Here is a 22,887-nt window from a genome sequence, read left to right on the forward strand (position 1 = left end):
GCGGAGGCGGGGAGTGCACGGCGACGTTTTGCGCCTTGTCCGACGGCTTCCGCCACCCGTCGACTGATGCGAGGAGATGACATGACGGCTCACGTTGATACGTTCGCGCGCGACAATCTGCCCCCGGTCGCGCAGCAGCCCGAATTCCTGTTCGACCTTCCATCGCTGCAGTTCCCGCCGCTTCTGAACTGCGCGACCGAGTTGCTGGACCGCTGGATCGAGCGGGGCCAAGGGGATCGGACCTGCCTGCGCGCGCCCGGCGGCAGCGACTGGACTTATGCCGATCTGCAACGGCACGCGAACCGCATCGCGCATGTGCTGGTTCGTGACCTCGGCGTCGTCCCCGGCAACCGGGTGCTGCTGCGCGGGCCGAACAACCCGATGATGGTCGCGTGCTGGTTCGCGGTCATGAAAGTCGGCGCCATCGCGGTGACGACGATGCCGCTGCTGCGGGCGAAGGAGCTCGGCCAAGTCATCGACAAGGCCCGTGTCACCCATGCGCTGTGCGAGTACGCGCTGCGCGCCGAACTCGAAGACGCTGCGCGCGCGCATCCGACGCTCGCGCAGCTGCGCTTTTTCAACGGCCCGTCCGGCACCGGCCTCGAAGCGGACATGGCGCACCATTCCGGGCAGTTCGACAACGTCGCCACTGCGGCCGACGACACCTGTCTTTTTGCCTTCACGTCGGGCACGACCGGTCAGCCGAAAGCGACGATGCATTTTCATCGTGACCTGCTCGCCAGCTGCGCGTGCTGGCCCGAACACGTGCTGAAAGCGCAGGCCGACGACGTGTTCATGGGCAGTCCGCCGCTGGCGTTCACCTTTGCGCTGGGCGGCCTGGTGTTGTTCCCGATGAGTGTCGGCGCCTCGACCGTCCTGCTCGAGCAGGCGTCGCCGCCGCAGCTGCTCGATGCGATCGGCGAGTTCGGCGCGACGGTTCTCTTCACCGCACCGACGTCGTATCGCGCGATGGCCGATGGCGCCCGCGAGCGGCGGCTCGGCGCGCCGCACGGCGGGCCGCTGAGGAAATGCGTGTCCGCCGGTGAAGTGCTGCCCGCGGCGACACGCGCGCTGTGGAAAGACGCCACCGGCATCGAGCTGATCGACGGCATCGGCGCGACCGAGATGTTCCACATCTTCATCTCGGCCGACGAAGCCCATGCGCGACCCGGCGCCACCGGCACCGTGGTGCCCGGCTACCGTGCCCGCATCGTCGATGAGGCCGGGCGGGAAGTGCCGCCCGGCACGCTCGGCCGTCTCGCGGTGAAAGGGCCGACCGGCTGCCGCTACCTCGACGATCCGCGGCAGGCCGACTACGTCAGGGACGGCTGGAACTACACCAGCGATGCCTACATCATGGATGCCGACGGGTACTTCCATTTCCAGTCGCGCGTCGACGACATGATCGTGTCGGCCGGCTACAACATCGGATCCCCGGAAGTGGAAGACGCGCTGCTGCAGCATCCGGCCGTCGCCGAGTGCGCGGTGATCGGCGTGCCGGATGCCGAGCGCGGGCAGATCGTCAAAGCCTATGTGGTCATCAGACCCGGCCACGAAGCAGGTGCTGCGCTCGTCCGGGAACTGCAGGACTACGTCAAGCGCACGATCGCGCCGTACAAATATCCGCGTGCGGTCGAGTTCCTCGACCAGCTGCCGCGCACTGAAACCGGTAAGCTGCAGCGGTTCCGGCTGCGCAATCCCGCCCCCTGAACGGAACAGCGACAGCGGGGGGCGCACGACGGCGCCGAGCGGCCGCCGCAATTGCCGCCAATCCATGGAACGACGGGAGGAGATGAGGATGCGCAAGAAACAACAAGAGAAAGCGTGTCGTGCGGTGCTGGCAGTGGCGATCGGCGTCCTGGTTCCGCTCGGCGCCGCACAGGCCGCGGAGAAAGTCAAAGTGGGCCTGATGCTGCCTTACACCGGCACCTATGCGGCGTTGGGCAACGCGATCACGAACGGCTTCAAGCAGCACGTCGCCGAGCAGGGCGGCACGCTCGGTGGGCGTGAAGTCGAGTATTTCGTCGTCGACGACGAATCGGATCCGTCGAAAGCGACCGAGAACGCGAGCAAGCTGATCAAGCGCGACCAGGTCGACGTCCTCGTCGGCACGGTGCATTCGGGCGTCGCGCTGGCGATGGCGAAAGTCGCGCGCGACACCAAGACCTTGCTGATCATCCCGAACGCCGGTGCCGACGAGCTGACCGGCCCGCTGTGCGCACCGAACATCTTCCGTTCGTCGTTCACGAACTGGCAGCCGGCCTATGCAATGGGCAATGTCGCAGCCGAACGCGGCCACAAGAACGCGGTGACGCTGACGTGGAAATACGCTGCCGGCGAGCAGGCCGTCGCCGGTTTCAAGGAAGCGTTCGAGAAGGCCGGCGGCAAGGTCGCGAAGGAACTCTACCTGCCGTTCCCGAACGTCGAGTTCCAGCCTTTCCTGACCGAGATCGCGAATCTCAAGCCGGATGCGGTGTTCGTGTTCTTCGCCGGCGGCGGTGCGGCGAAGTTCGTCAAGGACTACGACGCTGCCGGGCTGAAGAAGAGTATTCCACTGTATGGTTCGGGCTTCCTCACCGACGGCACGCTCGACGCGATGGGCGGCTCCGGCGAGAGCCTGCTGACGACGCTGCACTACGCCGACGGGCTGACGAACGAGAAGGACAAGAGCTTCCGCAGTGCGTACGAGAACGCCTACAAGATGCAGCCCGACGTCTACGCGGTGCAGGGCTACGACGCGGCCCAATTGCTGCGCTCCGGCCTGGAAGGGGTAAAGGGCAGCAAGCTCGACCAGACGGCGATGATCAAGGCGATGGAGTCGGCGAAGATCGACAGTCCGCGCGGCGCCTTCACGATGTCGAAGGCGCACAACCCGGTGCAGGACATCTATCTGCGCAAGGTCGAAGGGCGCGACAACAAGCTCGTCGACGTCGCCGAGAAAGCGCTCGCCGATCCGGCCCGCGGCTGCAAGATGTAAGCGGGCGGGAGGGGGCAGAACGGGGCGCCGGCAAAGGGCGGCGTCCCGCGCCTCGTTTCGTCCGCTTGCAGCGCGGCGTCGGGAAAGATCGAACCGGCGTCGGGCGAGTGCCGGCCGCTAGAGGCCGAGGCCGGCGAGTACCCGATCCGTGTCGGACATGTCGCCGATCAGCTTCCGGTACGGGAGCGGATGCTCCTTGATCAGCGTCGGCGCCGCGATCAGGTGATGCCGGCGGATCAGCTCGGGCTCCTGATACAGATCGTGGACCTCGAGCTGATAGCGACCTTCCAGATATGCTTCGCAGATCGCCTTGATATTCGCGATCGAACGCAGCGAATTCGGCGTCGTGCCGGTGACGTAGAGCTTCAGGATGTACTGCTCTGGCATGGGCAAGCCGCGCGGCGCAGTCGAAGCGCTCAATGGTGGGGCTTCAACTGCAATCCGACCAGCACTTTTTCCGTGTTCGACAGATCGCCGATGATCTTCTTGATCGGCTCGGGCAGGCGCCGCACGAGCGTCGGGATCGCGATGATCTCGTCCCCCTTGGCGAGCTGGGGACGCTCGAGCAGGTCGATGATTTCGATCTGGTAGCGTCCCTCGAGATGTTCCTCGCAGATTCTTTTCAGGTTTGCAAACGCTGCGACCGACTTGGGCGTCTGCCCGGCCACATACAGCCGCAGTTCGTAGAACCCCTCGTCAGCGGTGCCGGGCATCATTCCCCCTTCCCTTGCCGGGCGGCGAAAGGCCCTTTCTTGCGCTGTGTCGCCATCCGGTCGCGGTCCTCGGAAAAGCGCGCGTCTCGCCCCTGTTCGGCCTTAAGCGCCGTGTCGAAGGCGGCCGCTTCTGCGGCCAGTTCCGCATGCAGTGCTGCCACCTGCGCTTCGATCGCGTGTCGCTTGTGCTCCAGCCTGACGCGCGTGAGCTCCAGCTGCGCGGTGCGGTCGAGCTGCGCCTCGCGGGTCTGCGCTTCGCGCGCGAGGCGGGCCGAGCCGGTAAGCACGCCTTCGGGCCCGGTGTAGACCTCGATCAGGTCGATGCCCCGCTCGGAGAGAACGAATTCCCTGATCTGGTTCGAATGAGCCATGCCGCGGGACTTGAGGATATACATTGCGCGGTTGCGCTCACCGTCCGTCTCGATGTCCCGTAGCAGCAGCCAGGCATCGATGATCGACGAAATTTCGGTCTCGGTGCGCTCCAGATTGTCGATCGCGCTCCCGCTCGTCAGGCTCGTGAAGACCGCGGTGATCCCTTCCGTCTTCAGATAATCGACCAGGCGGGTGAACATCGCCCTGACTTCGATCTGGGTGCCGAGCGACATGAAGTTCGAGATCGGGTCGACGATCACCATGCGCGGCCTGAACGTCCGGATGGTTTTGTACATCAGCGCGAGATGCATCTCGAGCCCGAGCTGCGTCGGGCGCGCATTGTGAAAGGCCAGCAGGCCACCCTCGAGGCACGCGGCGAGGTCGACCCCGATCGAACGCATGTTGCGCAGGATCTGCTGTTGCGACTCCTCGAACGCGAAGTACAGGCAACGCTCGCCGCGCGCGCACGAGGCCTGCGCGAAATGCGCCGCGATGCTCGATTTTCCCGAGCCCGCTGTGCCCGACAGCAGCACGCTGCTGCCGCGGTAGAGGCCTTTGCCCTCGAGCATCGCGTCGAGCTGGGCGATGCCGGTGGAGATGCGTTCGTCCGACGCTTCGTGCTCGAGTCCGACCGAGGTGATCGGCAGCACCGTGAAGCCGCGATCGATCAGGAACGGATATTCGTTGGAGCCGTGGCTCGAGCCGCGGTACTTGACGATGCGCAGGCGCCGCGTCGCGACCTGCTCGGCCATTCGCACGTCGAGCAGGATCACGCAGTCGGAGACATATTCCTCGAGCCCGTGGCGCGTCAGCGTGCCCGCGCCGCGCTCGCCGGTGATGACCGCAGTGAGGCCTCTTTGCTTCAGCCAGCGAAACAGGCGCCGCAGTTCGGCGCGCAGGATGAACTCGTTCGGCAGCGCGGCGAACAGGGCTTCGAGGGTATCGAGCACGATGCGCTTGGCGCCGACCTGGTCAACGGCGTAGCCGAGCCGGATGAACAGCGCCTCGAGATCATATTCGCCGGTTTCCTCGATCTCGCTGCGCTCGAGGTAGATATGCTCGATCGCGAGCTTGCCCTGGGCGCTCAGCGCCGCGAGGTCGAAGCCGACCGAGGCCGCGTTTCGGATCAGTTCGTCCGGTGTTTCTTCGAACGCGACGAATACCCCCGGTTCGTCGAATTCCGCCGCGCCGCGTGCGAGGAATTCCATGCCGAACAGCGTCTTGCCGCAGCCCGCCGATCCGCAAACAAGGGTCGGCCGGCCGCGTGGCAACCCCCCTCTGGTGATGTCGTCGAAGCCGTCGATTCCGGTCGGGGCTTTTTCCAGGGGAGCCGGATCGATATCGGAATAATTGCGCATGCTGGACGTGATTTCCTGCTGAATGTCGTCTTTTTCTTGCATCTTTTACAGATACTACTTCGTATGGAGCTGGGCTCCACGAAAAACGAAAATTGTTTCCCGGCGCGAAACTACACTAAGCTCTCGCACCAGGCAAACGCCCACCTCTACCCACGTGACGACTTCAAAAGCCCCCGATCCCGCCGCCATGATTGCCGCTCTCCAGGGGCGCCTGGCCGAGCTGGAAGAGACGCTCGAGGCGATCCGGAGCAGGAGCGTCGATGCCCTGGTCGTCAACGAGGAGGTGGGGGACAGCATCTTTATCCTCTCCGGCGCCGAGGACAGCTATCGAGTGCTGGTCGAGGAGATGAACGAGGGTGCGGCGACCGTCGCGCTCGACGGCACGATTCTCTATTGCAACGGCAGCTTCGGCGAAATCATCGGCCTGCCGACGGCACGAATTGTCGGCTCGCCGATACACGCGTACGTCGACCCGCGCGACCGGATGGTGATGGAGGCGCTGCTCGAGAAAGGGGCCGCCGAAAAATCGAAGGACGAAATCAGGCTCGCCACCGCGCGGGACGACACCATCCCGGTCTACGCGTCAGTCAGCAAAGCCTGCATCGACGGCATCCCGCTGCTGTGCGTCGTGCTCACCGACCTTACCGAGCAGAAGCACACCGAAGCTTTCCTCGCGTCGCAGCGGCTGGCCGCGTCGATCCTCGAGCAGGCCGCCGAAGCAACCATCATGTGCGACGCGGACGGGCGGGTCGTCCGGGCCAACACGCAGGCTTATCGCCTCGCCGGTCGCAACCCTTTGTACCTGCCTTTCGACGAAGCGTTTCCGCTCGCCTCCAGCGGGCGGGACAGGGGCTTTTCATTGCGTGCGGTTCGGGCAGGGGAAACCGTCCGGGGCCTCGAGGCGGCATTGAGCAACGCCCGCGGGGACGCGATCGATGTGCTGGTCAGTGCCAATCGGGTGAACGACGGAAAAGGCCGGTCCCTCGGCTGTGCCGTGACGCTGATGGATGTGACGGAGAAACGAAGCGCCGAACGTCAGTTGCAGCAAACCCAGGCGCAGTTGCAGGCGTCGGCCGAAATCGCGCAGCTCGGTTTCTGGGAGCGGGATCTGGAGACCGACCGGATGCATGTGTCGGTCCAATGTAAACAACATATCGGCTATGCCGAGGATGAGCTGAACGGCGAATTTTCGGACTTTATCCGTCTCTTGCATCCCGAGGAACGCCAGAGCGTCATCGACGCGATGGACCAGTACATCGAGGCCCCTTCACCCGCGCGAGAGCTGGAATTCCGCTTGCGGCACAAGAACGGCAGCGATCGCTGGATCCTGTGCCGCCTGTCGCTGGCCGAGGAAAGCGGCGGGCAGCGCAAGCTCAGAGGCGTCCACCTCGACATCACCAGGAGCCGGCGCACCGAGGAAGAGCTGCGCCTCGCGGCGCGCGCACTGGAAAGCGCCGGCGAAGGGGTCATGATTTCGCAGGGCGGCCGGATCCTCTCCGTCAACCGCGCGTTTACGGCGATCACCGGCTATCCGGCCGAGGAAGTGATCGGACGAAAGTACGACATGCTGTACGCCGAAACGCCGCGGCCCGAGCAGCTCGAGGCGCAACGCGCCGCGCTGCGCAGCACCGGCGCGTGGCAGGGCGAGATCTCGGCCCGGCGCAGGAGTGGCGAGGTGTATCTCGCCTGGGCCAGCCTGAGCGTGGTGGCCGATAGCGGCGGGCGCCACTACGTCGCCGTCTTCTCCGACATTTCGTTGAATCGCGCCGTCGAGGAGCGGCTGCACTACCTGGCGCATCACGACAGCCTCACCGGTCTGCCCAATCGCGCCCTTTTCCAGGAACGGCTGCAGGATATGGTGGTGCGGGCACAACGACACAATTCGCGCTTTGCAGTGCTGTGCATCGACCTCGATCACTTCAAGCCGATCAACGATGCGCTCGGCCACGAGGTCGGCGACCAGGTGCTGCAGGGGGTGGCGCAGCGACTGAGCTGTTGCCTGCGCAAGTCCGACACCGTCGCGCGACTCGGGGGCGACGAGTTCATGGTGCTGCTCGACGAGCTGCACGACGTCGACGAGGCAGGCTGGATGGCCCAGAACATGGTGGAGTTGCTCGCCGAACCGTTCAATCTGGCCGGCCAGCGGCTGCGCCTGTCGGCCAGCATCGGCATCGCCTGCTATCCGCTCGACGGCAAGTCCGCCGACATGCTGCGACGCCACGCCGATCAGGCGATGTACATTGCCAAGGGCCAGGGAAAGAACGCCTATAGTTTCTTCTCGGGCGGCATGAGCCAGCAGGCCAGGGAGCGGCTCTTCCTGACGAACAGTCTGCGCGGCGCGGTCGAGCGCGACGAGCTGGTGCTCAACTACCAGCCGCGCATCTGCATGCAAAGCGGGACGGTGGTCGGTGCCGAGGCGCTGGTGCGCTGGCAGAGTCCGGAGCACGGACTGATCCTGCCGACGCGGTTCATCGGACTCGCGGAAGAAACCGGAATGATCGAACCGATCGGCGAATGGGTGCTGAAGACCGCGTGCCGGCAGATGGCCCAGTGGCAAGCGCGCTACGGCAGACCGGGGTTCATCAGCGTCAATCTGTCGCCGCGCCAATTCAACCAGAAGAAACTGGCGGACCGGATCGCCGCGTTGATCGAAGAGACCGGTCTCGAGCCGACCATGCTGGAGCTGGAAATCACCGAGAGCATGGTGATGGGCGATCCGGAAAAAGCGCAAGAGACGCTATCGAGACTGGCCCGCCTCGGCGTGCGTGTGTCGCTGGACGATTTCGGCACCGGCTATTCATCGCTCAGTCACCTGCGGCAGTTCCCGCTCCAGCACCTGAAGATCGACAAGTCGTTCATCAGCGATCTGCCCGGCGATGCCGATGCGGAGGCGGTGACCCGCGCGATCCTCGGGCTGGCGTCGAGTCTCAGGCTCGGCTGCACCGCGGAAGGAGTCGAGACGCCGGCGCAGCGAGACTTCCTCGCGCAGGAGGGGTGCGAGGCCTGGCAGGGCTATCTGTTCAGCAAGCCGGTGCTGCCCGAAGCACTCGCGGAAATGCTGTGGAATTGAAGCGGCCGCGCCCTTGAAAGGGGGCGAGGCGCGCAGCCCGATGCAGGACATCGACCTGCGCAAAGTCGAGGGGCGCGAAAACAAGCTTGTCGGCGTCGCCGAAAAGACGCTTGCCGATCAGGCCCGCATCTGCTGCAGGTAAGCGCTTTCCTTCACCCCTCCCGGGTGGGGGGGGTGGCGGGGACGGTGCGTCGTTATATTCACTCCATGTTCAGCAGCCCCGGTCTCCCGGCGGCTCGTGCAAGGAGGAAGACCATGACAGCTTTGGGCAACGCGATGGCGACAGGGGTCGTGCCCGAAGGGGCGGCGCGCAACGTGCGGGGCGGAGAGCGTTTTGCGGACGCCGGCGCCAAATCGGCAGCGGCAGTAATGACGTCGGTGTGGAAGACGCTGCTCGGTTTCCTGCCGTTCGTGTCGGCAGTGACGCCCGTCGCGGCACCGAAGCGGGACGCGCAGCCATCGCTCGAACCCTGCGCCGCAGCGGCGATGTTCGAGCGCGAGGAGCTGATCCGGTTCGCGCACTGCGATCCAGCCGGCATCGTGTTCTATCCGCAGTATTTCGTCCTCCTCAACGGCCTCGTCGAGGACTGGTTCACCGACGGGCTCGGCGTCGATTCCGCTGAACTCGTGACGGTGCGCAAGATGGGAACCCCGACCGCCAGGATGGACTGCACGTTTTCCCGCCCGAGCCGTCTCGGCGACCGGCTGGTGCTCGGGCTGACGGTGACGAAGATCGGCAACAGCGCGATCGACCTCGAAGTGCAGGGGCGCGTTGGCGACGAAATACGGCTGAAAGCCCGGCAGACACTCGTGATGTGCTGCCTGGAAACGATGAAATCGGTCCCGATCCCGCCGGAGATTCGCGCCGGCCTCGCGCGCTACTGCCGCGACGGCTGTTCGAGCGAGGGGAAAGGGTGATGAAGGGAATTGGCCCGATGAGGCATGGAGGTTCAGATGCAGATTGAACTGGAGGCACCGCCGGCGACCGCGTCGCGCGTGTTTGTCGAACCGCCCGTGTGGCAAGCGATGCTCGACCGGCATTGCGAACTTTTCACCGAGATGATCCCGGGCTCGGCGGTCGGCTTCGTGCCGCGCACGGGCTCCGGCATCCAGCCGGGCAAGCACGTCGCCGGGCTCGTCGAAAGCGGCAGCGACGTCGAGATGATGCGCTGGATGGCCGACGGCAGCGGCATGGTCGCGAGCGTCGAGCCGTACCCGGGCTTCCAGGACGCGCGCGTCGACCTGCTGTTCGTCGCCGACGACGTCGCGCTCGCGGTGATGCACGCATCGCTCGACGGCGACACGCTGTCGTCGATCAAGCGCCTGATCCGCCAGGGCAACATCATGTTCTTCGTGCTGCGCACGAAGTTCGAACTGCAGGACGCGGGCTACGAGGAGTTCCTCGATACGCTCGGCCTGGCTTTCCTGGGAGCGTGCCGATGATCTTCCACAACCCGTCCGGCGCTCCGGAACTCGCGTGCGAGCAGTGCGGCTGCCGCTGGTTCGATCGCATGCACGGCACGTGCTACGAATGCGGCAGCCAGGTTCCCGCCGAAGCGATTGCCGAGTTCGACCGGGCGCTGCAGGCGTTCTGGGCGAAAAGCGCCGCCACCGAAGAGTCGCCAACCGTGCCGGGAGCGAAGCCGCCCGCCGACGCGTAAGGCTTCGGCGCGGATGAAACCGCTGGTATCGTGGCGTTCCCGCATCATCGACGCACGGACGCTGCATGAGGAACAAGACCACCGAGGCAATCCCGTATCGTTTTGCCCTCAAGACGATGCCGCCGCATTCGGCGAAGCAGGCGCTCGCGCCGGCGCGCCTGCTCGAGCGCCTGCGCGAGACGGCCGAGCAGCCGCTGGTCGTCGTCACGTCGCTGGCAGGCTTCGGCAAGACGTCGCTCCTCGTGCAGTGGCGCCGCGAGCTGCTCGCGACCGGCGCGGCCGTCGCGTGGCTGACGGTCGACGCGAGCGACGACAGCGCGACGTTCATCCCGGCGCTCGTCGCGTCGATCCGCGTCGCAGTCGGGCTCGACGTCCCGGCGCGCTCGTTCGACCAGCTCGGCCAGTCGGGCGCCGACCTGTGGATCGCGAGCGAAGTCCTCGTGCAGATCCACGAACTCGCGCGCCCGACCTACGTCCTCATCGATGACCTGCACCAGCTGTCCGACGAGCACGCGGTCGAGTTCGTCTATTACCTGATCCGCAATGCGCCGCCGAATTTCCATGTCGTCGCCACTTCGCGCGCCGACCCGCCGTTCCCGGTCGAGGAACTGAACGCCCACGGCCTGTACACCCAATTCGTCACCGAGGACCTGCGCCTGCGCCTCGACGACACGATCGGTTTCCTGCGCCGGCGCCTCGGCGAAGACATCGACATCGAGACCTGCGCGCGGCTGCACGAGCGCACCGAAGGGTGGCCGATGGCGTTGCAGATCGTCACCGCCGCGATGGCGCGAAAAAGCGACGTCGCGGGCACGGTCGCGGGGCTTTCGGGCGCGACCGGCGACATCGCGCGCTATTTCTCGCAGTTCGTGCTCGAAAGCCTCGAGCCGGACGCCGTCGCGATGCTCGTGCGCGCGTCGATCCTGAAGACGCAGCACCCCGAGCTGTGCACGGCGCTGAGCGGCGTCGCCGAGAGCGGTGAAATCCTGTCGCGGCTCGAGCAGAACACCGGACTCGTGACGTCGGTCGGCGGCGACGGCGACAACTACCGCATGCACCCGCTGTTCATCGAGTACCTGCACAGCCTCCTCGACGCGCTGCCGGCCGACGAGCTGCGCGTGCTGCACGCGACGGCGGCCGAGTGGTTCGCCGCGCACAACATGCTCGAGCAGGCGGCCGACCACGCGTTCGTCGCCGGCATGCGCACGCAGGCGATGGACTGGATCGAGAAGCGCCTGCGCCACCTCGGCGTGCAGGGCCGCATCGTCGAAGTCCTGGCGTGGCTCGACCGCCTGCCGCCCGAGGAAATCACGCGCCGCGAAGGCATTCAGCTGACGGCCGCGTGGGCGTGCGCGCTGTGCTACCGCCCGCAGGATGCCGAGCGCCTGACCGACGTGATCCTCGCGCGCCCCGGGGTCACGCCCGAGATCGCGCTGCAGGCGAACATCGTGCGCTCGGCGGTCGCGATCCACTGCGACGACTACACGCGCGCGCGCGGCTGCATCGAGAGCTACGACCCGGAGCTCGGGCCGCTGTACTGCAATACGCTGTCGTTCGTCGCGATCCATACCGGCTTCCCCGACCGCGCGCGCTATTACCAGCAGATTTCCGACGGCCGCGGACGCGGCGTGCGCAACTTCTACGACGCGATGTACGGCGCGTTCGCGGTCGGCCTGAGCTACCTGATCGAAGGTCAGGCGAGCGAAGCGGAGGGCATTTTCCGCGCTGCGCTCGAGCGCGCCGAGGCGAGCACTGGCTGGCGCTCGCTGCCGGCGGCGATGCAGGCGGCGGGGCTTGCGGCAGCGTGCTGGGAGCTCGGCGCCGAAGACGAAGCGCGCGCGCTGCTCGCGAACCGCCTCGATCTCATCGAGCAGGCGGCGCTGCCGGACGCGGTGATGCTCGCGTACCTGACGCTCGCGCGCTATGAGAACCAGAAAGGGCGCGAGGGAAAGGCGTTCGACGCGCTGAACAGCCTCGCAGCGATCGGCGAACTGCGCCACCAGCCGCGCCTCGTCGTCGCGAGCCTCGGCGAGCAGGTCCGCCAGCACGCCCTCCGCAACCGGGTCGTGTCGTGCCGCATGCTGCTGGGTGCGATCGACGAGATCATCGCCGGCGCGGACCGGCCGGACCAGGGGCTGGAGGCGGAACTGCGCCTGATCCGCGAGATCGCCGCCGCGCGCGTCGCACTGCTCGATTTCAACGATGAGGGGGCGGCGCTCGCGCTGGAGCACGCGGGCGGAATCGCCGCTCGGCTGCGCCGCGGGCGCGACCAGCTCACCGTCAAGCTGCTCGCCGCGTGCTGCGAAGGGTCGGGCGACGATGCCTCGGCGCGGCTGCTCGCCGAAGCGCTGAGCCTCGCCGAATCCTTCCGTCTCGTGCGCGTCATCGCCGACGACTGGCCGGCGGCGCTCGAATGCCTGCCGGAGCTCGACCGCTCCGGCCTCGCGAAAGGCGCCGGCATCACGCCGGCGTTCGTCGAGCGCGCCGCCGAACGCTGCCGCTTCGGCTGGGTGCCGGAAGCGAGCGGGCAGAAGACCGCGGACCCGAAGAGCCGCCCGGCGCAGCTCTCCGCGCGCGAGATGGAAATCCTTGGCGCGCTGTCGCTCGGCCGCTCGAACAAGGAAATCGCAAAAATGCTCGATGTCGGCGCCGAGACGATCAAGTGGCACATGAAGAACCTCCTCGCCAAGCTCAACGCCGCGAACCGCCGGCACGCGGTGGATCGGGCGCGGCTGCTGGGGATCATCGAGTAGCGACGGTTCCTTCCCCATTCGGCATCGTCGGTTTCTGCCCGCCCCCGTCAGGGCGTGCCTCGCGCCTCGTTGGCGCGCGGCGGACGCCTGGGCACGAGACACGCCCTGACGGGGACTGCAAAGTGCGGCGACGCCGCCTTGGCGCGGGTCGCGTTCGTCGCGCCGGCAGCAGTCGGGATGCTGACATGGCGATTACATCTTTGTAATCTCCGCTCGTGTCGGCCTGTGCCGGGGCAGAATGCGCTCGCGGATAGCCGCGGGGGATACGAGCAATGAAAATCCTGATCGTCGAGGACGAGCCGAAAACCGGGGATTACCTGCGCCAGGGGCTCGCCGAAGCGGGCTTCGTCGTCGATCTCGCACGCGACGGGCTCGACGGCCTGCATCTCGCGCTCGACGGCGACTACGACCTGATGGTGCTCGACGTGATGCTGCCGTCGCTCGACGGTTGGGGCGTGCTGCAGACGGTGCGGCGCAGCGGGCGCGACATGCCGGTGCTGTTCCTGACCGCGCGCGACCAGGTCGAGGATCGCGTTCGGGGACTCGAGCTCGGCGCCGACGACTACCTCGTCAAGCCGTTCGCGTTTTCCGAGCTGCTCGCGCGCGTGCGCACGCTGCTGCGCCGCGGCAAGGCGAAGGAGCCGGAGATCTACAGCGCGGGCGACCTCGAGCTCGACCTGCTGCGCCGGCGGGTGACGCGCGCCGGCGTGAAGATCGACCTGACGTCGAAGGAGTTCGCGCTGCTCGAACTGCTGCTGCGCCGCCAGGGCGAAGTGCTGCCGCGCTCGCTGATCGCGTCGCAGGTGTGGGACATGAACTTCGATAGCGACACCAACGTCATCGAAGTCGCGGTGCGGCGGCTGCGCGCGAAAGTCGACGACCCGTTCGAGCCGAAACTGATCCGCACGGTGCGCGGCATGGGCTACGTGCTCGAAGCGCCGCAGCCGCGGTGAAGCGTCCGCTGTCGCTGACCGCGCGCCTCGCGCTGCTGTTCGCGGCGATGACCGCGAGCCTGTTGATCGTCGTCGGCGTGGTCCTCGGGCGGGCGGTCGAAGCGCATTTCGTCGAGCTCGACAACCACGAGCTCCTGGGCAAGTTCGCGCTGATCGAAAACCACCTGCTGACGTCGGCGACGCCCGAAGCGCGCGACACGCTCGGGCAGCGCCTCGATGACGCGTTCGTCGGCCATGACATGGTCGGCGTCCTGCTGCGCGACGCCGAAGGCAGCGTCATCTACGCCGTCCATCCAAGCCTCTTCAATGCGTCGCAGCTCGCGGGGCAGCGCCTGCCGGAGGGCATCGCGAGCTGGGAAAAGGACGGGCGCGATTACGTCGGCAGGGAAAGGACGTTCACGCTGCCGTCCGGGGCGGGCGACGCGAGCCGTGTCACCGCGCTGGTCGGGCTCGACATCACGCACCACGCGCAATTCCTCGATGCGACGCGGCGCGGGTTGTGGCTCGGCATCTCGGTCGCCGCGGCGGTCGCGGCGATGCTCGGCTGGTGGGCCGCGCATCACGGCCTCGCGCCGTTGCGCCGCGTGACTGCGACTGCCGGCGCATTGTCGGCCGCGCGGCTCGGCGAACGTCTCGACGACACCGATGCGCCGGCCGAAGTGCATGAGCTCGTCGAAGCGCTCAACGGCATGCTCGACCGTCTCGAGTCCGCGTTCCAGCGTCTTTCCGATTTTTCCGCCGACATCGCGCACGAGCTGCGCACGCCGGTATCGAACCTGATGACGCAGACCGCGGTGTGCCTGTCGCACCCGCGCAGCGCCGAGGAATATCGCGACGTGCTGGCGTCGAACCTCGAGGAATACGAGCGCATCGCGCGCATGGTCGGCGACATGCTGTTCATCGCGAAAGCGGAGAACGGCCGCCTGCCGCATCCCGACGAAACCGTCGAGCTCGCCGCCGAGGCGCGGGCTCTCGTCGAGTTCTACGAAGCGCTGGCGGAGGAGCGCGGCGTGAAAATGGACGTGGGCGGGAACGCGCGTGTGCGCGGCGACGGGCTGATGCTGCGCCGCGCGATCTCGAACCTGCTGTCGAATGCGATCCGTCACACGCCGGCGGACGGAACGATCGAGATCACGATCGCGGACGAAGGCCCGCAAGTCGCGCTGCGCGTGCGAAATCACGGCGACACGATTTCGCCCGACCAGCTGTCGCGGGTCTTCGAGCGCTTCCATCGGGCCAGCCCGGACCGGCAGCGCCACGGCGAAGGGGCGGGGCTCGGGCTCGCGATCACCCGCGCGATCGTCGAGGCGCACGGCGGAACGATGACTGCCGAGTCGGCCGATGGCGTCACGACGTTCGGCATGCTTCTGCCGCGCGCGCCCGCGCAGCCTTTCGGGCGATGATGCTGCGGCCTTCGGCCATGCCTGCGGGCCGGTCTTTTGCTCGTGGCGTAAGGCGCGGGTCCGCGCACTTGGCACGCGTCGAACGCGGAACTCCGCGCACCGCGTGCTGAACGAGACGCGCCGGCACTTCCAGCCGCCGCGCAAAGCGTGGAGACTGTTGCCGAGCGACGATGAACAGCGGGAATCAGCGAATGCGCATGGACACTTTTGTGCCGGGAATCACCGAACCTTCACAGACGAGCGACAGCGACCTGTGGTTCGTGTTCAACGCGGGCAGCCTGCTCGTGATCGGCGAAGGCACGACGGCGCGGGTGCCGTGCCGCCGCGAGCTCGAGGAACTGGGCGTCGCCGCGACGCGCTGCCGCCACTATCTCGGCCGGCTCGGCGAGCGGAGCTGTTTCACGGCAGCGGCCGAAGCGCCGCCGCAACTGCCGGAACATGCCCAATGGCAGGGCTTGCGAAGGCTTTTCGGGCGGCTAGACGAAACGGTGCTGACGATCGCCGGTCGCGCGATCCAGGTCGTCGAGTGGGACGACACGCACCGCTATTGCGGCCGCTGCGGTTCGCCTACCGCGCTGAAGCACGGGGAGCGGGCGCGCGTGTGCCCGAACTGCCAACTTGCGGGCTATCCGCGCCTGTCGCCGGCGGTGATGGGGCTGGTGCGGCGCGGGCCCGAGCTGCTGCTCGCGCGCTCGCCGCATTTCCCGGAAGGCATGTACAGCGCGCTCGCCGGTTTCGTCGAGCCTGGCGAAACGCTCGAACAGACGCTGCAGCGCGAAGTGCGCGAAGAGGTCGGCGTCGAGATCACGAATCTGCGCTATTTCGACAGCCAGCCGTGGCCTTTTCCCCACTCGCTAATGATCGCCTTCGTCGCCGACTACGTCAGCGGCGAGATCGTCCCGCAGCCCGGCGAAATCGAAGCCGCGGCCTGGTTCGGCATCGACCACCTGCCGCGCCTGCCCCATCCTTTCAGCATCGCGCGCCGGCTCATCGACGACACGATCGCGTCGATCGCGAAAGCCGCGCCGTAGCAGCCGGACACCCTTCCGCCTGCCGCGGCGCCGACGCTCCCCGCTACGGCGCCGTCCACGCGCCGACGCGATAAACGCGCAGCCCCGGTCCCTGGACCGTTTCCTTCGCCAGCGCGCTGATCCGCTCGAGGGCGAGCAGTGCGTCGGCCCGCCCGTATTGCCATCGGTCCGCGAGCGTCTCGCTCGAGAAGTCGTACTGCTTTTCCGAGCCCGCGTCATGCGGGAGCGGCCGGTAGCAGAGGTGGACGAGGTCCGTTCCCCGGTCGCCCGCCTCGCCGGACTTCAGTGCGGCTTCGAGGCGGCGTTCCCGCTGGATCGCTTCCAGCCTCAGGCGCGTCTGGGCAGCGTATTTGATGTCGGTCCCGCGCTCCATCGCCGCTTCGAGCGTGCGCGGAGGCTTCGCTTCGGTCGAGAACAGGTCGATGAGGATGCACAGCGAAGGCAGTTCGCCGACGCGGTCGGACGCAAGAAAAGGTTCGAGAGGCGAGTTCGCGGACAGGCCGCCATCGGCGAGCAGGCGCGTGCCGATGCGCACCGGCGGAAACGACGGTAGCAGCGACGAGCTGGCGAGCAGGTGATCGATCGTGATCCGCGTCCCTTCCAAAGTGTCGAACGGCACCGCAGCACTTGTTTCGACGTCGGTGGCGACGGCGCAATAGCGCATCGGCCCGGCGTTGAGCAGGTTGAAATCGACCATTTCGGCGAGCGTCACCCTCGTTCGCGAGGAGTCATAGAAACTCGGGACTTCGCTCGGCCCTGCGTCGAGGAAAGTGCGCAGGCGGAACAGGTTCGGAACGCCCGCGACGTGCGCGCCGAGCGTATTGATCCAGTTCCTCGCATGTCGGAACAGGCGCTGGTCGGCGACGCCGTTCGGCTGAAGCCATTTTCCCGGCAGCACGTTCGACGTGATGCGCGACCAGAACGCCCGCAGCTGCGCGCTCCGTCTGTCCGGCGGATTGCCAACGAAGAGTGCCCCGTTGAGTGCGCCGATCGACGACCCCGCGACGGCCACCGTTTCGAGCAGCCCCGACTCGTCGAACGCTTCGAGAACACCGGCCTCGTAGGCGCCGAGCGCCAGGCCGCCACTCAATATCAGTGAAACGGGAATCGCCGCGGGTTTTCCCCCGTCGTGTTCTTCCGCCCCGGATTTTTCCGCCTTGGATTTTTCCATCTCGCATCTCCATTACGGGCAGTCCTGCGCTGCCAGCCTGTCCGATCCGCCGCCCGCCCGGCAGGGCACGACGATTGCAGGACAGGTTGTAGGACGGGACGCGCACCAAAATTTCCGGCGCCAGGCATCCCGATTGAAACAATGACAATGTGGCGTGATCAGACGCCTGTGGACATACGACAAATGAAGCCCGGATGAGCTCCGCTGCAACAGTCGTTCCCGAGAGAAGGAGAGATTTTTCCGGGTGAACGCGTTGTGAATGCCGTCTTCATGAGTCGTTCAGCCGCAGTGGAGAAGAATGCAGTCATGGTCCGGAAAGCGCCGGGCAGGGCGGTCGAGGCAACGCATGCCGCCGGGAATCACGGCAATGGAGGCAATCATGGGCAACCAGAACGAAGTGTTCGTCGCGCGTCAGCCGATCCTGAACAAGGAGCGCAATGTGATCGCCTATGAACTGCTGTTCCGCGACGATGGATCGGGCGAAGCGAGAGTCAGCGACGGCGCGCGCGCGACCGCGCAGGTGATCGCCCGTGTTTTCGGCCGGCTCGGCGTCCACAGCGTCATGGGAGGCTGCGCCGCGTTCGTCAACCTCGATGCCGAAACCCTGCTCGGCCGCGGCGTCGAACGCCTGCCGAAAGAGGATGTCGTCCTCGAACTGCTCGAAACGATCGAAGTCGACGAGGCGATCGTTCACCGCTGCGCCGAACTCAAGCACCTCGGCTACCGCCTCGCGCTCGACGACTTCTGCGCGATCACGCCCGCCTGTGAACCGCTCCTCGCGCTCGTTGACATCGTCAAGATCGACGTGCTGCAGCTCGATGCCGACGCGCTCGAACGGCTGGTGCGCCGCCTGCGGCTCTACCCGGCGCGGCTCCTGGCTGAGAAAGTCGACACCACCGAACGCGCCCGCCGCTGCCGCGCGCTCGGCTTCGATTTCTACCAGGGCTTCCACTTCGGCCGTCCGGCCGCGTTCGCGGGGGCGTGAGGCGTCGGCTCTGGGGAAGCATGAAGCAGGGGCAGGTGACCAAACTTCTAAAAATCGTATGAGAGGGGCGTGGCAACGTACGGCAGTTTGCCGTATCCTTGCGTCAGGAGGACAATACTATGCCTGCAGCCATTTCCACCGCCCGTCTCGAAGCCCGGATCAGCACGGATCTGCATTCGATGCTCAAGCGCGCCGCTGAACTTCAAGGGCGCACCATGACTGATTTTGTCATCGCTGCCGTGCAGGAAGCCGCACAGCGCGCTATCGAGCAGGCTGAAGTCATCCGTCTGTCGCTCGCCGATCAGGAGTGCTTTGCCCAGGCGCTGCTGTCGCCGCCGCAACCGGCACCAGCCCTGGAGCGCGCTTTCGCGCGTCGCCGCAAGCTCCTGCGTGCTGAATGAGCAGCGCACCGTTCCTGCTTGCGCCGCTTGGTGCCGAGCATGACCGCGCCGCATTCAACTGCGGTGCTGGCTCGCTAGATCGCTACTTGCGGGAGCAGGTTACCCAAGACATTCGCCGCCGCGTGGCGGCCTGCTTCGTGGCCTTGGGGGACGGCAGTCGCATCGCGGGCTACTACACCCTGGCGTCGGCAAGCCTGTTGCTGACCGATCTTCCGGCCAGCACCGGCAAGAAGCTGCCGCGCTATCCGACTGTGCCAGCGGTTCGCATGGGCCGCTTGGCCGTCGATCAGGCTTTCAAGGGCCAGGGTTTAGGCGGTGCGCTGCTGGCCGATGCGCTCGACCGTGCGGTCAACTCCGAGATTGCCGCTTATGCTTTGATGGTCGATGCGAAGGATGAAGCGGCAGCGGCCTTCTATCTGCTATCACGGCTTCATCGCTCTGCCCGACTCGCCGTTGACGCTTTTCCTGCCGCTGGCGACGTGGAGCCGTCTGAGTGCCACGATTGATCTGATTGCCGGCCGCTTCTAGCGTGAGATCGGTTGGTGCATCACGCCGAACCGTTCTGACAGCGTGGCCAGGCGCTTGTCCAGCGTCCACAGCTCTGCGCCCGGTGTGATCAGCGTTGACGCCAACAAAACCGTTTCAACCAGCCCGCACCCAAGCCCATGGAGTTTTTCGCGTTCAATGAAGTCCATCACCTCGCGCAAACTCGCCTGTTGCGTCTGTTGAAGCAGTCCTATGTCGCCGAGTGTTCGAGCCCGCGGTGCAGGGGGTGTTCCGCACGCCAGTTCGACCAGGACCATTGGATGCGTGAGCGCCAGGTCCCGATCGAGCAAGTCCACCAGGACATCATTGCGTTGTCGGAAGTGGTCAACCCATACCGAGGTGTCGACCAGGACGCCTTTCATTGCGAGGTCTCGCCGCGCCGTCGCGGCACATCCTGCATCTCCGGCACGGTGCCACCCAGCGCAGCAAGACGCTTGGCGGCTTGTACCCGAACGAAAGTTTTCATCGCCTCGCGGAAGAGATCGGCCCGGTCCATGGCCGGGTCGGCAACTTCCAGGGCCTTTTCGTACAGGTCATCATCGATCGTAACAGTCGTTCTCATCCGCGCACCATCATCATTAAAGATGCCATTGTGCATCACTATACGCATCTCCACGAGCGGTGCAAGAGGTGCCCATGGCGAGTTCGAGGTGGCCCGGCGTAATCAGTGAGGAAACTTCCTCGCCGCGTGCACCACGTTGAGCACCACGATACCGGTGTGCGATGGGTCAAAAGCGACGCAAAACTGTGTCAATACGCACGTTGGGTTACAGTGAAAGCGCAGGCCGGGAGCGCAGTGGCCGGCGCGTCGGAGTCTGGGGCACGGCCCGGCGGGACGCGCGAGATGACGAACTGCCCGCGGATCTTCCGCGGCGAGCCTCAGGGAGGTGTGTCGATGCGCGTAAAACGGGTGTGGCGAAATGCGCTGGCTGCGGTGCTGCTGGTTGTGGGTGGCACGGCGGCGATCGCCGGCACGACCGAAGCTTTCACGTTCCGCGCGCAGGACTATTCCGGCTCGCGCGACCGGCAGTACAAAGTCTATGTCCCGGACGGTCTGAGCGGGCCGGCGCCGCTGGTCATGGCGCTGCACGGCTGCCAGCAGACCGAGGAAGACGTGCTGCGCGACTGGGGGCTCGCCGCCGCAGCCGAACGCTACGGCTTCATCCTCGTCGCGCCGCGCATCACCAGCTACGACGGGCTGCGCAACAGCAACTGCTGGGGGTTCTGGTTCGACGCGCACCAGCACGAAGGGCGCGGCGAGCCGGAAGATCTGCATCGCATCGCGCGCGAAGTCGAGGGCAATTTCGACATCGACCCGGCGCGACGCTACATCACCGGCCTGTCGTCGGGCGGGGCGATGACAGTGGTCGCGGCGGTCGCGCACAACGAGTATTGGGCGGCCGCGGCGAGCGTGGCCGGCATTCCGTATGGCGAGGACTCGGCGTCGGTGTCGCTGTCGGGGCAGTGCCCGGGGCGGGCGACGTTCCATCCGGTGAGCCGCGTCGTCGCCGACATGCAGGCCGAAATCGATGACCCTTACCCGATCCCGCTGCTGGTGGTGCAGAACAACGCCGACTGCACGGTCGTCCAGCCAGCCGGTCGCGCGCTGCGCGACGCGCAGTTGACGGTGTTCGGCTCGGCCGGACACGATACGCCGGCGACGGCGATGGCGCGCCAGATGCCGTGCACGCCGGTGTTCGGCGACGACGACTACGGCTGCCGGCATTCCGTCTTCACGACGAACGGCGCCACCGCGAGCCGCTCGATCGTCGAGACGGTGTTCTACGACGGTCCGCAGGCGACGCCGAACCCGTCCGACACCGACCATGGCCACTACTGGATCGGCGGCGAGCAGGGGCGGGACGGCAAATGGTCGATCCGGCACGGGCCCAGCTTTCCGGACATCGCGTGGAATTTCTTCGAGCGCCATCCGCGCGCGGGCGCCGCCCAACCCGGCGGCCCGCGCATCACGATCGCCGGCGCGAACCCGCTGCGCCTCGAAGAGGGGCAGACGTTCGTCGATCCGGGTGCGAGCGTCGCCGACCCCGAGGACGGCGAACTCGCGGTCAGCGCCGATTGCAGCAGCGTCGATACGGCCCGGCCGGGCCGCTACGCGTGCACCTATAGCGCGACCGACAGCGCCGGCAACACGGCGTCGGCGAGCCGCGCGGTCGAAGTCGTCGCGCGCGGCGGTTCCGGCATGAGCTGCGCGCAGGCAACGGCCTCGCCGGGCGGGCACGTGATTGCCGGCCGCGCCACCGCCGACGGCTGGTTCTTCGCCCATGCGCTGTCCACCGGCGACCGGCAGGACATCGGCTTCAGCTGGAACTTCTGGTCGAGTGTCACGCTGTACGAAGGCGAACCGGGCAGGTGGTACGCGCACCCGCCGCAGGGGTGCGCAGAATGACCGCCGCTCCGGCAGCACGCACGCTTGCCGGCGCACGCCTCCTGCAGGATCTCGAAGGCATGTCTCCGGCGTACTTCGGCATGGTCATGGCGACCGGGATCATCTCGCTGGGCGCGCATCTCCTCGCGCTGCCGCGCCTCGCGCACGCGCTGTTCGTCCTCAACGTCGGCATCTATGGAGTCATCGCGGCGCTGTTCGTGCTGCGCATGATCCGCTTTCCGCAGCGCTTCTTCGGCGACATGGTCGATCACCTGCGCGGGCCCGGCTTCTTCACCGCGGTCGCCGCGTCCGGCATCCTCGGCAGCCAGTTCCTGATCCTCGCGGACAGCGAAGCGGCCGGGCTCGCGCTGTGGTTCGTCGCGATCGCGCTGTGGATCGGGCTGACCTACACGATCTTCACGGCTTTCACCGTCAAGGAGCAGAAGCCGACGCTCGACCGCGGCATCAGCGGCGGCTGGCTGCTCGCGGTGGTCGCGACGCAGTCGATCGCAGTGCTCGGCGCGCTGCTCGCGAACCACCTCGAGCAGCCTTACCGGCTGGAGCTGAACTTCCTCGCGCTGTCGATGTGGCTGTGGGGCGGCATGCTCTACATCTGGATGATGTCGCTGATCTTCTACCGCTACACGTTCTTCCTGTTCTCCCCCGGCGACCTCGCGCCGCCGTACTGGATCAACATGGGCGCGATGGCGATCTCGACGCTGGCCGGCTCGCTGCTGATCGTGAACGCTCCCGACGCGCCTTTCCTGCGTTCGCTGCTGCCGTTCCTCAAAGGGTTCACGGTGTTTTACTGGGCGACGGGCACGTGGTGGATCCCGATGCTGCTGATCCTCGGGCTGTGGCGACATGTCTATAAACGCTTCCCGCTGAAGTACGACCCGCTGTACTGGGGCGCGGTCTTCCCGCTCGGCATGTACGCTGCGAGCACGCAGCAGATGGCGGGCGCGCTGGCGTTCGATTTCCTCGGCTTCGTGCCGCCGATCTTCCTGTATGCCGCGCTCGCCGCCTGGACCGCCGCGTTCGTCGGCGTCGTGCGCGACCTGTGGCGCCGCCTTGGCACTCCCCGTGGTTAGCGAGCCTATTCCCCGT

The 22,887-nt window shown here is 66.5% G+C and carries 21 protein-coding genes; 15 read left to right on the top strand and 6 right to left on the bottom strand.

From position 1 onward, the window contains the following. The first annotated feature begins 81 nt into the window (after positions 1-81). Positions 82-1,710, top strand: a complete 1,629-nt coding sequence (locus GO608_RS11395; protein ID WP_169199697.1) for an AMP-binding protein — start codon at positions 82-84, stop codon at positions 1,708-1,710. An 88-nt stretch (positions 1,711-1,798) separates the two neighbouring features. Further along, a complete protein-coding gene (locus tag GO608_RS11400; protein ID WP_169199696.1) occupies positions 1,799-2,977 on the top strand; it encodes an ABC transporter substrate-binding protein in 1,179 nt (392 codons plus the stop codon). A 117-nt stretch (positions 2,978-3,094) separates the two neighbouring features. On the opposite strand, the gene GO608_RS11405 is transcribed toward GO608_RS11400, so the two are convergent. From GO608_RS11405 to kaiC, 3 genes are read right to left on the bottom strand one after another with little or no spacing between them, the layout of a single operon-like run. Then, on the bottom strand, positions 3,095-3,364 hold the full coding sequence (locus GO608_RS11405; protein ID WP_169199695.1) for a circadian clock KaiB family protein: 270 nt from the start codon (positions 3,362-3,364) through the stop codon (positions 3,095-3,097). 29 nt (positions 3,365-3,393) lie between these two features. Next, the gene (locus GO608_RS11410; protein ID WP_169199694.1) at positions 3,394-3,693 is read right to left on the bottom strand and encodes a circadian clock KaiB family protein; all 300 of its coding nucleotides are present in this window, start codon (positions 3,691-3,693) and stop codon (positions 3,394-3,396) included. After that, positions 3,690-5,420: a circadian clock protein KaiC gene (gene kaiC / locus GO608_RS11415; RefSeq protein ID WP_169199693.1), complete on the bottom strand. Its 1,731-nt coding sequence runs from the start codon at positions 5,418-5,420 to the stop codon at positions 3,690-3,692. Before kaiC ends, GO608_RS11410 begins: the two co-directional genes overlap by 4 nt. Before the next feature lie 187 nt (positions 5,421-5,607). Between kaiC and GO608_RS11420 the strand changes: the two genes are divergently transcribed. The 8 genes from GO608_RS11420 (at position 5,608) to nudC (ending at position 16,291) form a co-directional block, all read left to right on the top strand. Next, positions 5,608-8,490, top strand: a complete 2,883-nt coding sequence (locus GO608_RS11420) for a bifunctional diguanylate cyclase/phosphodiesterase (protein WP_169199692.1) — start codon at positions 5,608-5,610, stop codon at positions 8,488-8,490. Between the two features lie 255 nt (positions 8,491-8,745). After that, positions 8,746-9,408 carry an acyl-CoA thioesterase gene (locus GO608_RS11425; protein ID WP_247003075.1) on the top strand — a complete coding sequence of 221 codons (663 nt, stop codon included), beginning with the start codon at positions 8,746-8,748 and terminating at the stop codon, positions 9,406-9,408. 36 nt (positions 9,409-9,444) lie between these two features. Then, the gene (locus GO608_RS11430; RefSeq protein ID WP_169199691.1) at positions 9,445-9,933 is read left to right on the top strand and encodes a hypothetical protein; all 489 of its coding nucleotides are present in this window, start codon (positions 9,445-9,447) and stop codon (positions 9,931-9,933) included. Continuing rightward, positions 9,930-10,151: a cysteine protease gene (locus GO608_RS11435; RefSeq protein ID WP_169199690.1), complete on the top strand. Its 222-nt coding sequence runs from the start codon at positions 9,930-9,932 to the stop codon at positions 10,149-10,151. The genes GO608_RS11430 and GO608_RS11435 overlap by 4 nt, the downstream gene beginning before the upstream one ends. A gap of 65 nt (positions 10,152-10,216) precedes the next feature. After that, positions 10,217-12,904, top strand: coding sequence for a winged helix-turn-helix domain-containing protein (locus GO608_RS11440; protein WP_169199689.1), 2,688 nt, complete (start codon positions 10,217-10,219; stop codon positions 12,902-12,904). Positions 12,905-13,176: 272 nt separating this feature from the next. Then, positions 13,177-13,857, top strand: a complete 681-nt coding sequence (locus GO608_RS11445; protein ID WP_169199688.1) for a heavy metal response regulator transcription factor — start codon at positions 13,177-13,179, stop codon at positions 13,855-13,857. After that, positions 13,854-15,260 (top strand): heavy metal sensor histidine kinase, encoded by a 1,407-nt coding sequence (locus GO608_RS11450; RefSeq protein WP_169199687.1) that lies wholly within the window; start codon positions 13,854-13,856, stop codon positions 15,258-15,260. The genes GO608_RS11445 and GO608_RS11450 overlap by 4 nt, the downstream gene beginning before the upstream one ends. A 191-nt stretch (positions 15,261-15,451) precedes the next feature. Further along, positions 15,452-16,291, top strand: coding sequence for an NAD(+) diphosphatase (nudC, locus tag GO608_RS11455; RefSeq protein ID WP_169199686.1), 840 nt, complete (start codon positions 15,452-15,454; stop codon positions 16,289-16,291). 43 nt (positions 16,292-16,334) lie between these two features. On the opposite strand, the gene GO608_RS11460 is transcribed toward nudC, so the two are convergent. Further along, on the bottom strand, positions 16,335-17,462 hold the full coding sequence (locus GO608_RS11460) for a patatin-like phospholipase family protein (RefSeq protein ID WP_169199685.1): 1,128 nt from the start codon (positions 17,460-17,462) through the stop codon (positions 16,335-16,337). Between the two features lie 379 nt (positions 17,463-17,841). Between GO608_RS11460 and GO608_RS11465 the strand changes: the two genes are divergently transcribed. The 3 genes from GO608_RS11465 (at position 17,842) to GO608_RS11475 (ending at position 19,354) form a co-directional block, all read left to right on the top strand. Further along, a complete protein-coding gene (locus GO608_RS11465) occupies positions 17,842-18,447 on the top strand; it encodes an EAL and HDOD domain-containing protein (protein ID WP_169199684.1) in 606 nt (201 codons plus the stop codon). A gap of 119 nt (positions 18,448-18,566) precedes the next feature. Beyond that, the gene (locus tag GO608_RS11470) at positions 18,567-18,848 is read left to right on the top strand and encodes a type II toxin-antitoxin system TacA family antitoxin (protein ID WP_169199683.1); all 282 of its coding nucleotides are present in this window, start codon (positions 18,567-18,569) and stop codon (positions 18,846-18,848) included. Next, the gene (locus tag GO608_RS11475; RefSeq protein WP_247003077.1) at positions 18,845-19,354 is read left to right on the top strand and encodes a GNAT family N-acetyltransferase; all 510 of its coding nucleotides are present in this window, start codon (positions 18,845-18,847) and stop codon (positions 19,352-19,354) included. The genes GO608_RS11470 and GO608_RS11475 overlap by 4 nt, the downstream gene beginning before the upstream one ends. 18 nt (positions 19,355-19,372) lie before the next feature. Here GO608_RS11475 and GO608_RS11480 read toward each other — a convergent pair whose 3' ends face one another. Both GO608_RS11480 and GO608_RS11485 read right to left on the bottom strand, forming a co-directional pair. Then, positions 19,373-19,756, bottom strand: a complete 384-nt coding sequence (locus tag GO608_RS11480; RefSeq protein WP_169199681.1) for a PIN domain-containing protein — start codon at positions 19,754-19,756, stop codon at positions 19,373-19,375. Further along, a complete protein-coding gene (locus tag GO608_RS11485; protein WP_247003079.1) occupies positions 19,753-19,992 on the bottom strand; it encodes a type II toxin-antitoxin system VapB family antitoxin in 240 nt (79 codons plus the stop codon). Before GO608_RS11485 ends, GO608_RS11480 begins: the two co-directional genes overlap by 4 nt. Before the next feature lie 297 nt (positions 19,993-20,289). Between GO608_RS11485 and GO608_RS11490 the strand changes: the two genes are divergently transcribed. Next, the gene (locus GO608_RS11490) at positions 20,290-21,801 is read left to right on the top strand and encodes an extracellular catalytic domain type 1 short-chain-length polyhydroxyalkanoate depolymerase (RefSeq protein WP_169199680.1); all 1,512 of its coding nucleotides are present in this window, start codon (positions 20,290-20,292) and stop codon (positions 21,799-21,801) included. Next, positions 21,798-22,871, top strand: a complete 1,074-nt coding sequence (locus GO608_RS11495) for a tellurite resistance/C4-dicarboxylate transporter family protein (RefSeq protein ID WP_169199679.1) — start codon at positions 21,798-21,800, stop codon at positions 22,869-22,871. Before GO608_RS11490 ends, GO608_RS11495 begins: the two co-directional genes overlap by 4 nt. Positions 22,872-22,887: the final 16 nt, after the last annotated feature.

The organism is Aromatoleum buckelii (assembly GCF_012910785.2).
Classification (GTDB): domain Bacteria; phylum Pseudomonadota; class Gammaproteobacteria; order Burkholderiales; family Rhodocyclaceae; genus Aromatoleum; species Aromatoleum buckelii.